A 13,797-nucleotide genomic window follows, 5' to 3' on the forward strand; every position below is an offset into this window, starting at 1 on the left:
ACTATGCTTTAAATGTTTCGGTAAAACTTAATGTTGTGAAAATGTTATTATACAAGGTGAATTTTGAGTTTGCAAAATTTAATCTTGGATTATTTTCTAATCTTTCAGTAGTATATATAACAAAAAATACATCCTCGTCATCGATTTCCTTCAATAGTTTGTTTACTTCTTTTTGTTTGAATTCTCCATCAATATTATTGATGATTACTAAATCATGTTCAGGTAAGTTTTTATACGATTTATTTATTCTATAAATTACATTTTTGAACTTAAACTTGGTCATTATTTTTTTCATTTCTTTTTGTCCAAATTCATTATCGCTAATGACTAATAAGCTTTTAGTTTGCTTTAGTTTGCGTTCAAATTCTTGGGATTGTATTAATTTGATTATGTCTTCTCTTTTTTGTTCAACGATGTCTTCTATTCTTTTGTTTATTTGTTCATTTGCTTTCTTTTTTATACCATAGAACCATAGGTAAGCTCCAAATAATCCTCCAGATAAACCTAAAAATAAAATTATTTTCAAAAGACTTTTTAAATCTCCATACTGACTATCAAAATCTTTTTGATACGCTTTAATAGCGTTATCTAATTCAATTTTATAAACAGATTCAACATTGCCTTTATATTCCTCAAGATATTTGACCCTATTTTCCAAGTCACTAATTTTTATGGAATCTTTGTTTTGTGCATTTAATCCAATACTAAGGAAGAAAATGACTGTCAATAAATTATTTTTAATTTTCATACTTGTAAATTTTATCTTTTATTAATACATAAAACCCAATTTCAGTATGATTATCAGTATAACCTATAATCAATAAAACTGGATTTAAAATAGCAACATCTTTATCATTTCTTATTGAGTTAATTGCTTTTATATCTGTTATACTAGGGATGGCTTTATTGTTTGGGTGCGTATGCCATTCCCCAACATAATATTTTTTTGGTTTTTCTTTATAGAAATTTTTAAAATGCTGTTTTACGCCAATATTATCTCTCATAAATAAACTTGGTGTGGCATTATATTTTTTTGGCAATATAGTATCAGTAATAGTCAATATTTTCTTGTCATCTGAATAATATCCAATTAAAAACCCTCCATATTCATTGGGGTAATGAGCTTTACCAATCCTAGCAAGCTCATTTATAAAGCGTTCTTCAACTTGTAATTCTAATGCTATATCTTTCAATCTTAACTTCAAAATTCATTTAATTTTATAGTAAAGCCTTTTTCTGAATTTGTGTTCACAACAAAATTTCTTAAAGGCTCTTTATTAAGCATTTTTGTATTTATATGCTTAATAGCATATTGTACTAGAACATTGATGTCGTTATAGGATGCTTTAAAGGTAGGGCTCCAGCATCCAGTAGGATTGTGAATATTTTCTAAATCATTATCTAATACGTTTTCATACTGATTCATTGTCCAAGAGTAACTTTTAGGCTCAACCGAACATACAAGTTCTTTGGCTTCGTTTGTAATTGATAGATTAATATACTTATTGATTTTACAATCGTTAAAAACATATAATAGATCATTGTCTGTTGAACAATCAATTACTATATCATATTCTTTAAGTTTTTCCTGAAGGTTAGTTTTTATACTATCTTCATTTGGAAAAAATTTAGTATTGGCTTGAAAAAAGTTCTGGTCCATTATTCTAATATCTACAAAAGGAGATGTAGTTATTAGCTCATTTTGTAGTTCATGTGTTTTATTACAAATGCCATTAAAAAAGGAGTATTCAGACCTGCAAACATTTTCGGGCTCTTTTATATCATAATCTACAATATCAACTTTAGTGCATCCGGATTTCACTAAAGTTTTGGCAACAATGCTACCAATAGCTCCAATGCCAATTATTAGTATCTTACTTTCTGTAATTTGAGTATTTAATTTTCCTCTTCCAAAAAAGTAATCATATGAACTATTTCTGGTTATTCCCCAAGTGATGCTTTCGTTTACAAATTGACCACCCCATTTTTGTTTTATTTTGACTGATTCGACAGGAAAATTTCCAATTTCTAAAAGAGCTACTTGCCAATGGATTTCTTTTTTAGGTATGTTATATCCCACTAGTAAAGGCATTGGATAACCATTTGTTTTCCTATTGTTTTTTTGGAAATCATAAAGAAATTTATGAAACTCTTCATTAACGAAGGGTTCTAAATCACTCCAGTTACTAATGATGAATTTTTTGCTTTTTACTGGTGGCTCTTTTAAAAAAATATAAAGCCCAAAATTTCTTCTTAATACCTGTTTGATGTGATTACTCCACTTGCATTCAACAACAATTTTATTTGAAGGGTTTCTAAAATTTTGTACTATATGATTAAGGATGTTTTTGTCAAAATAAGTGCCGTCATTTATTTTTGAGTATTCAAAAAAGCCAAACTCTTGTTTTTTAAAAGTGTATTCGACTTCTGTAAATAAAAAAGAAAAATGGATATTCTTAAAAGGGCTTGGTTGCATGATTAAATGTTCATAATGAGTATCCTTTTCTTTTTTATAGTAATATTTCCATATCCATCTTTTTAAAGAATCAAAATCTATTTTTATTTTGTTTTTTAATACTGGATGGTGTGAGGTATGTATGCAAATATTTCCATTGCCCATTACATGCCCATATTCTAAAAAATCAACGTTTGAAAATGATATAGCTTCTGTTGTAAATCTTTTTAAAGGGTATTCAGGCAAAATTGTAATATCGAACTCTAAAGCATCAGGTAGTTCTTCAATTTTAACGCTTACTTTTCCTGAAATATTCATATGCTCATCCAAACTAAAAGGAACTTCAATTGAAACTCCTTTTAATTCAGAAATTAAATGTTGTATTTGGCTTAATCTTTTTTCCATAGATTAACCAAATCTTTCATTTTTAGGAGGTATAGAAAATAAACCAGCCCCTTTATCCCCATAGGTATCGTCATTATCCTCTTCAATAAATTTTTCATTTTCTGGAAAATATGTTTTGATGTTTTCATCATTATCTTCAATTCTATTAATGATGTTATCCATATCATTCGAAAAATTTTGTCTTTCGGAAGTAGTCAATGTATCAATTAAATCATTAGAGCTGTTTCCAGGATCTTTTAATGTGAAGTTTTCTTTAGTAACTTCATCACGTATATATTCCATTACGGCTTCTAATTTGTCCCATAGACTTCCTGTTATATCATTATTGTCAAACGCTTTAATTGTTATAAGTTCAAGTAAAAATGATTTGGTTGGATAATTTAACTTTGTTCCTTTCCAAACTTTTAGCAGCCTAATGATTTTTCTAATGGAATCTTTTTCATTCGTTGCTCTATCTTTAATATTATTAATTTGAGCCTTAACATTAGTTTTAATTCTCTCACTTCCTGCATCATAATTTCCATACTTATAGTAAACGTATAGGTTTAGATTTTCATCATCTGGATATTTGTCTTGATTAAGTTCGCGACCTGGTACGACATCTATTTTCACTATATCGCCTTCTTCATCCCTAAAAAATTCAATACCAATGGAAACTTTCTGTTTAATAACATTGGCTTCATCCTTATACTTTTCATATAGAAAGTCATATACATTATTATACATGTCCTTTAGCGTCCCATTACTGCCAAATGCATTCTTTTTAAAAGGAGCAATCATATCAAAGTCAAACTTTGTATTAATAGCTGTGTTTTTAGCATAGGAACCAGAATTAAAAGGAGAATAAATATTACTTCCGTATTCTTTTTCCAGAGATTCTTTTACATCTTTACTTTTATCTCTATGCTTGTTTAAAAGTTGCTCTTCTTTGGCGATTTGGTGGGTTTTAATAACCGATTCTAAATGTTTGTTTTTATCCATAATAATTTCTTTTTGTGTTTAAATGATTCATTGATTGCTTAACCACAATAGAGGTAGAATTATACTTGGATAACCGAAAAATTAAAGTGAAGAATTAATAAATACTAAAATATGTAGTATATTTGTTTCGCTAGAAAAAACTCTTTACGATATTTTAATTATCCTAAAGTATAAGGCTGATGTCACTTGTGGTATCAGCTTTTTTTTATATAATTACTTTATCTTTATTTGCCATTAAAAAATTATAATACTGTTCATTTTTAATTACCGTTTTCGTGAAATCTTCTACAGTAATTGTTTTTATTTTTAACTTATTACACAATTGTACCTGGGCTATATTATGATTGTCAATGATTAAAATTAAATCCTTCCTCATACAACAATACAATTGATATAAAAAACCAGTGCCGAAAAAACTGTTGTTTAATTCATGCTTATTTAAAAAAGGTAGAAATCCATTGTCATCATCATATATAAATTTTAAAAACCCTTTATTATGACATTGTTGTATATCAAGCTTAACATCACCACTATAATTCTCTAATTGAAGCAGTGGCACGTATATTTCATAATTATCTTCAGCAATAACTTGTAATTGCTGAAGCTTATGTAGCAGGCATAAATACTCTATGTCATAGAAAACAAACATTAATTCAAATTAAAGTTTTTAATGGTTAATTCATTTAATTTATCAATAGGGATATTGCTTAATTCGGAAGCCTTGTTTTTTTCAATACGCTTTTCAGTTAAAGCACTTCTTAATAAAAATTTAAATCTTTTTGGTTTTTCATCACTTTTGGTATATTCTCCAAAATCTTCTCTACCATCTTGCCATATTTCATAGTCTTTAATAACCATATCCTTTATATCATCATCAATCAATTTCAAACTATTCATTCTATATATTATAGCCTTAATGGAGATACCATATTTCAATTTAATTTCTTTTAATTCTCCTAAAGAAATTGAAGTTCTGTTTTTTCCAAAGTATTCAACAGCGGCTTCATCTACAAGTAGGAATGCAGCTGCAAACCTATTACAATAGTACTCTTCAATATCCTCTGTTATGGAGTCTAAATCAAGTTTCATTAGAATATGTCCTAATTCGTGTAATAGAGTGAACCTTCTCCTAGTAGTTTCTCTAGTATGTTCAAAATAGTCGTTAACAATTATTACGGGAATATCTTCTATCCATCCGCTTAAACCTCCAGAACCAATATTTCTATTAATAGAAACCACTTTTACACCTTTACTTTCTATTAAATCACAAATACTATCTATAGGTGAATTCCCTAATTTCCATTTTCTCCTTATTTTTTTTACAGCTTTTTCAACATCAGAATAACTAGTAATTAAAAAATCAGAAATTGGATTTTCAAATTTTACGTTATTGTCTAGTATTGATTCTAACTCAATATAGTTTCTTACATATTTAATAACGTCTTTCTTAATAAGGGTTTCTTCTTTTTTCTTGTCAAACAGAGTATGGCCATCTCTAAATTTAACAGAATCTAAACCGTAATTAATTACAGGTGTTTTGAAAAAATCCCAAACATTTATTCCAAAAGCCGTAGCAATATTTTTTAAAACAATATTACTGGGTGTAGTAGATCCATTTTCGTATTGTTGAATCGCTGCTTTTGAAACATTAACCATAGAAGCTAAATCTTGTAATGAGTAACCCATTAAACTTCTTAACTCTTTGATTTTATCACCTATAGTGTTCATGTGTAACAATTGAAATTATTAATCCGTATAGCAAATTTAATAAAAAATATTTTCACTATACGATTAAGTTATTAACATTAATGTTAAAAATAATTTTCCCAAAGACAAAAACTCGGATGGAACGTTAAAGAAGCATTTTGTAGATGCTTTTAGTGAGTGAGCATAATTGCGAGTTGTCTAATTACAAAACTTCAATTAGTTTTTAGTATAGAATCCTATATCTTTTGGTTTATTCCGTTCGTAGAACTCCTATGGTGTTTAAATTTTTCTTCTATTAGTTATGTCCTTTAGCAGTTTATATGCTAGTCGTAAATAAAGGAGTAAAGAGTTGTACCCTTGCAAAAAGCTATTAAATTAAGCTCAATCTCAATCTATTTTAAAATAATGCTCTGTTATAGTAGCACATCTTACACTTTAGTTTCATCTCACTATACATGTGCATCACAAAATAATAGAAATAATACGAGTTAAATAACCGCAGGTTCAACACTTAAATTGTATTTCCATTTTGGAATTATAGACTCTTCTTTTGCAAATAATAAGGATGTTTTTGATAAATATTTTAAAAAAATACCACCTTTTGGATGCAAATTCTTTCAAGATATTATGACTTATTTTAGACAAATAAACTCATCTAATTTATCACAATAGATGAATTCTTGGAATACAAAGTAATTAAATAGGTGATCCATATAATTATATTGGTAAAGAAGTACTACATTATTTATTAAGTTTAGTACTATTTTAGTATCTTTATTTCAGATTGAAAGTCATTGAGCAACAAATCAATATAATTAATATGGTAGTTATTTAACCACCTCAAATTAAAGACATCTTCAAACACCTATAAATATTACTGGTTTCGGATGGGGTTCGAATCCCTTCGCGGTCACAAATAAAATCGTAATACTCTAAATTTTAGTTTATTGCGATTTTTTGTTTTTAAAATGTGTCACTTTTTGTATCACGGTATACCTTTATCTCTTATATTTTCTAAAAGCTTGAATTGTTTGGTATATTCTAAAAGCAACAAATGCTCTGCCAGCAAAATCCCAAAAATAGGACTAATTTTTAGGATTAAGTTCATCCATGTAACAAACCTTATGTGTTGGTGTAATAAAATTAAAATAATATTTAACGCTATTTTGAGTTGATGACCAGAAATTTTCAAAACAAAAAGAATATACTTCTGTTGCAATTAAAGCAAAATAAGACAATGGGCTTAATTGGATTGTTACTAAAAGACAAAAAACAAAGACATCTGTAAAAGTACCGATATGAGATACAGCGTAAAATCTTATTGATAAATATCGCCATCATCCTATGAGGTGCATTACCGAAACGTTGTTTCCTTTAATTTTGAATGCAAAACTAAATCTCTATCTAAAGGAAATCGCTGATGCCTGTGGCATAAAAAAGAATCTTACTTTCCACATGGCACGACATACATTTGCTACAACGGTCACTTTAACTAATGGTGTTCCTATTGAAACGGTTTCAAAATTATTGGGGCATACGAGAATTGCCACAACCCAAGTTTACGCCAAAGTTATAGAGAGAAAAGGAAGTGATGATATGCAATCTCTAAAAAATAAACTTAGATCAGATAAGGATAATTTAAAATCAAACAAAATTGAGAATGATTGATGTTTTAAAGGAAGAATCTAGTTCTTGTGGCTAAAATATGTTAAAGTAGGAGAGGGCATTTTGATAAATTTTACATGAGTCAATAGTGTCTTTTGTGATTGTTGAAAACAGACCTTCTCTAGCATATTTTTTACATCTTAGTACGCTAATAGATAACTTATTTGACAAGACCTTTTGTTTTATCTTTCTGGTTTAATATGATAATGAGCCGATTAATTTTGTAATCGGCTCATTTTTTTGCTATATTTGAGCCGTAAATTAATCGTAATCGGCTCATGAGCTATAATTGGCAACAACCTGACTGGGCACAATTTAAATATGACCTAGAGCATATTGAGGATGCTTTTTTTGAATTTATTGAAAAAACGGGTCGTATCAAAGGGTATTTAGAGGGACTGTCCAAAGAACTACAATTTGAGACCATGATAGAGATGATGGTCTTGGAAGCCATTAAAACGTCAGAAATCGAAGGGGAATATCTAAACCGAAAGGATGTTATGTCTTCCATTCGCAATAACCTTGGGTTCAATAAAAATCCTGAACAGGTCAAGGATAAAAATGCGGAAGGTATTGCCGAGCTCATGATAGATGTTAGAAACAGTTTTTCCGAAGACTTGACCGAAGCAACCCTCTTTTCATGGCACAGGATGCTGATGAAGGGACGGGAGAATATGGTGGTTGGTGGTTGGCGTACCCATAAAGAACCTATGCAAGTGGTTTCAGGCGCCATGGGTAAGGAACGTATACATTTTGAGGCTCCACCTTCTGAAAGTGTTCCAAGTGAAATGGGACGTTTTATACAATGGTTTAACGAATCGGCTCCTGGTGGCATATATGAGATTAAAAAACCTATGGTTCGCTCCGCTATTGCACATCTGTATTTTGAATCCATACATCCCTTTGAGGATGGTAATGGTCGCATCGGTAGGGCTATCTCTGAAAAGGCTCTGTCCCAAAGTATTAAAAGACCCATACTTTTAAGTCTTTCCATCTCAATAGAGGCTAATAAGAATGCTTATTATGATGCTCTTAAATCGGCTCAGAGGTCAAACCAAATCAGTCCTTGGATAATCTATTTTGTGAATACTGTCCTAGATGCACAACGCCATACGGAACAACAAATCGAGTTTACCCTGAAAAAGGCTAAGTTCTTTGACCATTTTAAAGATCAATTGAATAGTCGTCAGTTAAAGGTTATTAGACGGATGCTCAAGGAAGGTCCAAAAGGGTTTGAGGGTGGTATGACCGTTAGAAAGTATATTTCCATTACCAGTACATCAAAGGCTACGGCGACAAGGGATTTACAAGATCTTGTTGGGAAACAAATTTTTATGCCTTTTGGGGGTGGTCGGAGTACACACTATGATGTGAATTTAACGGTCTAATTGTTTTCAAATTTATTTTTATGGGCTGTAATTATATTTCCAGATTTATAAATATAATTCCGTTGCAGCACATTCGCATAACATGTCTTATAAATCCATGATGGAAATGAATATTTTCTCCGCAGTTTTATACATTATAAAATAACATTGCTATTTGCAAATGTATTTATTGATAAAGAGGAACTATCCACAATCATTTTTTTTATTTCATAGGGTAAGTACTATGGTTAACAATTATCAACGTACCGAATGATGCCCTCTTATTATTTATATATCTAAGCTCTATTCAAAACAGGGTAAATTATCTTAAAAATTATAGTGTATTTTATTAAAATCTATACAAATCTTTTTCAATTTGCTAAAAATTTAATGTACCTAACAATTTCGGAATAAAATAAAAGCCAAACTCCATATTCAAAATAAAAATAGCGACTTAAGCTCATAAACTAACAAAGCAATCAAAAAGCTAAATAAGTATTTGATGAGAGTTGCTGAAAAAGCAAAATATTTAAAAAGGCACAATATAAGATATTAAAACAGAATTTAACAACAAGTAAAACGTAGCAAAAATCTTAGCATTTTTATTCCACAATGTGTTGCTATTCCTATGCAGATTTCCTAGCATTTCGTTAACATTAAGTTAATGAAACTTCATTAGTATCTCCATAGTTTTACGCATTTATCGAACACAAACAAAAGCAAAATATAATCTCAAAAAGGGATATGTAAGTGCTTTTTAATCAGATTGTCAAAAAAATAATATCGTATATGAATAAATTTTTAGTAAGCTCCATGCTTTTTTTGATATGTTTTTGTTCCATGATGGCACAGCAAAAGCATGACGCTTCTGTAAAAAGTGTTATGGATAATGTTATCACAAGATTGTACAGTAAAGTACCTCCGAAAAAATACGATTCCATTGATGATGGTTTTATGCTCAATTTTTTGACCAAAAATGAAAAAACGGTTTTAGCCACAAAGTACCAGTATTTTAAGGTAAACGTACCAGTGACGGTTTCATTAATGCGCTATGTAAATCAAGCTAATGTGCCATTTTGGTTAGCCGAAAGTGGCTTTAAAAAAACGACCAACAAGGTAAAAAATACTGAATATGAATATGAAGTCTGGCAAAAAAACTTTGTGCCTGGTTGGGTAAATTTAGGAATTCCAGGTTTTGACAATAATAGAGTGGTCTATTTTATTACAGTAGGAGCAAAGAATAAAAGTGATGAATTAAAAATAACCCATCAATATCCTTCAGAATACGGTTTGTCAAAAATGGAAAAAGGGTCTTTTACTTACCATGATTGGTCTGATTTAAAAATATCTGAATTACCAGAAGAGCTTGAAGGCCAAATACTTTTTACAACGGTAAGAGGAAGATCAAGAGAAGCACATGTGGAAGATGCTTTCCGGAAAACACTATTTCCTTCCTCAAAAAAACCAGATCAAATCATGCTCACATGGAGCGAGAACCCTTCAAATTCTGTTGCTATTCAATGGCGGACTAATACTGCAATAAATGATGGAACTGTAAACTATTGGAAAAAAAACACCTCTGATACGCTCTCTGCAAAGGCATCTGTATCCGTTATGGAAGATAGAATGTTGTATAATGATCGATACATCAATCGATTTACATCAGAAATAAAACAATTAGAAGCAAATACTACTTATGACTATAGAGTCGGTTCGGAAATAGCGCATTCATGGTCTGAAGTTCGGAATTTCAAAACAGAAGCCAAAAACACGAATCAATTTTCGTTTATATGGTTTGGAGATACCCATAGAGATCCAAAATGGGCGGAGATGTTACAGGATTCTTATCTGCGCCATCCAGAAATCGCTTTTTATTCAATTGCGGGAGACATTGTTTCTACAGGTCTTTACAGAGACGAATGGGATATGTTTTTTGGATATTCAAAAGATGTATTTTCATATAAACCTTTAATGACCGTGCCAGGTAATCACGATCGACAGGATGGTTTGGGGGCTTGGATGTACTACCAACTATTCAGTTTACCAAAAAATGGTCCTGAAAAAGTAGATCCAGAAAGTACTTATGCCTTTGAATACGGAAATGCCTTATTTCTTATGATTGATGCAACGCAACCAAATGAAGATCAAACAGCATGGATTGAGAAACAATTAAAAAACACCAAAGCGACTTGGAAGTTTGTGATGTTTCATTTTCCTCCTTATAATTTTGAAGAACCTTATTTGGATATTCAACAAGAGTGGTGTGGCATTTTTGATACCTATCATGTTGATATGGTGATGTCGGGGCATATTCATTATTATATGCGTTCTAAACCCATTAATCATGGTAAGGTTGTAAAGTCCTTTAACGAAGGCACCGTTTATGCCGTTTCTATTGGGACGCATGGTAATCATGATGATATTGGTCAAGAACCTTATGGAGAAAAAAGATATAAAGATGGCCAATTTTACCAGCATATGGAAATAAAAGACCGTGTATTAAAGTACACAACCTATAACAAAGAAGGCAACATTGTAGATGAACTACTAATAGATAAAAATCAGAATTAGCCTAAATCTTTTATGAAGAAATAACACTTAGATATTCATATTAAAACACTACCGTATAAACCTATAACTTAATAATAATGAAGCTAATAAAAACAAAATTAACCTTCTTAATTTTTATAACAATCCTTTGTTGTAATGCTCAAAATTCCAAAAATTCACACAATCATATAGACGATCATGAGCATGTTCATCCGCATTCACATTATCCTAAGTATGATTCAATTGTAGCTCATAAATTAATATTTCCATCTCAAGTTCCAGATAGGATTATTGCTAATTTAACGGTAGATGCAGCACATAGTTTTGCCGTTAATTGGAGAACAGATCAGCAAATAGCATCTGGTGTTGTAGAAATAGCATTGGCAACTGATGGTCCTGAATTTTTATTTGATGGTGTCCGTACAATTGAAGCTAAAAATGAAATCTTTGAAAACCAGAATTCAAAAGAACCATTAGTTAAAGCTGTTTATCATTCTGCCATTATAGATAATCTAGAACCAAAAACGACTTATGTTTATAGAGTTGGTAATGGAATAAAAGAAAGTGCGGCTTGGAGTGAATGGTTTCAATTTACGACTGCCAGTGCTACACCAGGTGACACTTTTAGTTTTATTTATTTTGGCGATGCCCAAAATAGTATTAAATCGCTTTGGTCTAGAGTGATACGAAGCTCTTATCAAAAATTTCCAAAAGTAAATTTTATGTTGCATGCAGGGGATTTAGTTAATGATAGAGATGCCAATTTGGAATGGGGCGAATGGTTTTTTGCAGGAAGTTTTATTCACGCCACAGTGCCCAGCATGATGACTCCTGGAAACCATGAATATAGAAAGGGCGTACTCTCCGCATTATGGCGACCTCAGTTTACATTACCGCAAAATGGGCCGTTAGAGGTGATTTCTGAAACCTGTTATGCTCTAGATTATCAGGACATGAAATTAATTTCAATAGATGCAGAAGCTTTCGATGAAATAAAAGAAGCACGTGAGGTGCAAGTAATATGGTTGGATTCTGTATTAAGCACAAATACCAAAAAATGGACAGCCATAACCATGCATTATCCTATTTATTCTACCGCAAAAGGTAGAGACAATAAAGAACTAAGAGAGGCTTTTCAACCTATAATTGATAAGTATAAAGTGGACTTGGTTTTACAGGGACATGACCATACTTATGCCCGTGGCTATGCGGACAATGAGGGGAAAGGACTTACTATGGTAAATGATGCTGGTACTATTTATGCCGTTTCGGTAAGTGGCCCTAAAATGTATGATTCACAAGACAAAGATTGGATGGTTCGACGAGGGGAATATACACAGCTTTTTCAAATTATTACGGTTGAAAAAGATACCCTTAAATACGAGGCCTACACTCCTATAGGCACGTTGTATGATGCCTTTGATTTAATTAAAAATGAACATGGAAAAAAACAGCTCATCAATAAAGTTCCGAAAACCCCGATAAGATTAAAAAAGGACTATATAAAAGAGAATTAAAAATAGTAGCATTCAGAATAACTCAATACCTTGAATTTTGAAAAAAATAATTTTAGCCTTAGTAATGCTGATTTCTATAACAGGAATACAGGCACAAAATGGTACCTCTACGGAAAGCATTACAGCCACATCGCAATCAAAATTAGATAGTATTTTATTTGATTTTCATAACCGACCAGAAATGGTATTGGTCGCTGCGCATCGTGCTGCACATACTTCATATCCAGAAAATTCCCTTCCTGCCATGCGTGAAGCCATTAGACTTGGTGTTGATATTATTGAAGTAGATGTAAGAGAAACAAAAGATGGTGTTTTGGTATGCATTCACGATAAAACCATCGACAGAACAACCACTGGCAAAGGGAAGGTAGAAAATATGACATACGCAGAATTGCAAGACTATTTTTTGCTGCATGATGGCAAGCCTACACTTGAAAAAATCCCCGCTTTTAAAGAAGTACTTGAATTGGTAAAGGGAAAAATTATGCTGGATATAGATTATAAGGCAGATGGGAAGAGAGCCGCTTTATCCACAACTAAATTACTGAGGGATATGAATATTGAGAAACAATGTCTGTTTTTTTTATATGATTATAAAGATGCAATACCATTGTACAAGATGAATAATAAGCTACAATTTCTTGTTCGCGCATATACTGCGGAAGACGTAGGTAACATATTGAAAATGAAGGAACCATCATGTGCAATTCATGGTGATGATGATTGTTATTCAGATACGTTGATGAAACAAATTCGTAGTAGCGGAAAACGCGTTTGGATGAACGCCTTGGGAAAATATGATGACATGGAAAAAACAAAAAGAGATTCAGGCTTTGATGTACTGCTTCAGAAGAAGCAAATGAATATGATCCAAACAGATTTTCCTGAAGCATTATTAAGTTACCTCAGAGAAAAAGGATTGCATAGGTAGGCTATCCAAGGATAGGTGCTTAAAACCATCAGTGATTGAAGTTAAAATAATAACAATTATAAGAAATCATTCAATAAAATAAGTAAATATGAAAAAAACAATGCAGAGATTTATTCTAATCAATCTTATAGCAATTTCTCAACTCTTTGCCCAAGAGCAAAATAATAGCTTTGTAGTAAAACCCTATTTACAAGATGCCGAACCTACATCCATAAAAAT

11 protein-coding genes are annotated in these 13,797 nt (G+C 31.2%); 5 read left to right on the plus strand and 6 right to left on the minus strand.

What is annotated here, in order from left to right; genetic code table 11:
- Window position 1 precedes the first annotated feature (1 nt).
- From DKT72_RS07035 to DKT72_RS07060, 6 genes are all read right to left on the minus strand, one after another.
- Window positions 2–748, minus strand: coding sequence for an NARF domain-containing protein (locus tag DKT72_RS07035; protein WP_111308027.1), 747 nt, complete (start codon window positions 746–748; stop codon window positions 2–4).
- Window positions 738–1,205 carry a Mov34/MPN/PAD-1 family protein gene (locus tag DKT72_RS07040; protein ID WP_111308028.1) on the minus strand — a complete coding sequence of 156 codons (468 nt, stop codon included), beginning with the start codon at window positions 1,203–1,205 and terminating at the stop codon, window positions 738–740. Before DKT72_RS07040 ends, DKT72_RS07035 begins: the two co-directional genes overlap by 11 nt.
- Entirely contained in the window at window positions 1,202–2,860 is a 1,659-nt protein-coding gene (locus tag DKT72_RS07045; RefSeq protein WP_111308029.1) for a ThiF family adenylyltransferase, read from the minus strand. Before DKT72_RS07045 ends, DKT72_RS07040 begins: the two co-directional genes overlap by 4 nt.
- A 3-nt stretch (window positions 2,861–2,863) precedes the next feature.
- On the minus strand, window positions 2,864–3,841 hold the full coding sequence (locus tag DKT72_RS07050) for a nucleotidyltransferase family protein (RefSeq protein ID WP_111308030.1): 978 nt from the start codon (window positions 3,839–3,841) through the stop codon (window positions 2,864–2,866).
- A gap of 205 nt (window positions 3,842–4,046) precedes the next feature.
- Entirely contained in the window at window positions 4,047–4,490 is a 444-nt protein-coding gene (locus tag DKT72_RS07055) for a hypothetical protein (protein WP_111308031.1), read from the minus strand.
- Window positions 4,490–5,569 carry a helix-turn-helix domain-containing protein gene (locus DKT72_RS07060; RefSeq protein WP_111308032.1) on the minus strand — a complete coding sequence of 360 codons (1,080 nt, stop codon included), beginning with the start codon at window positions 5,567–5,569 and terminating at the stop codon, window positions 4,490–4,492. Before DKT72_RS07060 ends, DKT72_RS07055 begins: the two co-directional genes overlap by 1 nt.
- Window positions 5,570–6,892: 1,323 nt before the next feature.
- Here DKT72_RS07060 and DKT72_RS07070 point away from each other — a divergent pair.
- From DKT72_RS07070 to DKT72_RS07090, 5 genes are all read left to right on the plus strand, one after another.
- Window positions 6,893–7,216 (plus strand): tyrosine-type recombinase/integrase, encoded by a 324-nt coding sequence (locus DKT72_RS07070; protein ID WP_317048426.1) that lies wholly within the window; start codon window positions 6,893–6,895, stop codon window positions 7,214–7,216.
- Window positions 7,217–7,491: 275 nt separating this feature from the next.
- Complete coding sequence (locus tag DKT72_RS07075) at window positions 7,492–8,601, plus strand: Fic family protein (protein ID WP_111308034.1); 1,110 nt, start codon at window positions 7,492–7,494, stop codon at window positions 8,599–8,601.
- 768 nt (window positions 8,602–9,369) lie between these two features.
- A complete protein-coding gene (locus DKT72_RS07080) occupies window positions 9,370–11,151 on the plus strand; it encodes a purple acid phosphatase family protein (protein ID WP_220628092.1) in 1,782 nt (593 codons plus the stop codon).
- Window positions 11,152–11,228: 77 nt separating this feature from the next.
- Window positions 11,229–12,647 (plus strand): purple acid phosphatase family protein, encoded by a 1,419-nt coding sequence (locus DKT72_RS07085; protein WP_111308036.1) that lies wholly within the window; start codon window positions 11,229–11,231, stop codon window positions 12,645–12,647.
- A 64-nt stretch (window positions 12,648–12,711) separates the two neighbouring features.
- Window positions 12,712–13,578 carry a glycerophosphodiester phosphodiesterase family protein gene (locus tag DKT72_RS07090; protein WP_111308037.1) on the plus strand — a complete coding sequence of 289 codons (867 nt, stop codon included), beginning with the start codon at window positions 12,712–12,714 and terminating at the stop codon, window positions 13,576–13,578.
- Window positions 13,579–13,797 lie beyond the last annotated feature (219 nt).

Source organism: Confluentibacter sediminis, from assembly GCF_003258355.1.
Classification (GTDB): domain Bacteria; phylum Bacteroidota; class Bacteroidia; order Flavobacteriales; family Flavobacteriaceae; genus Confluentibacter; species Confluentibacter sediminis.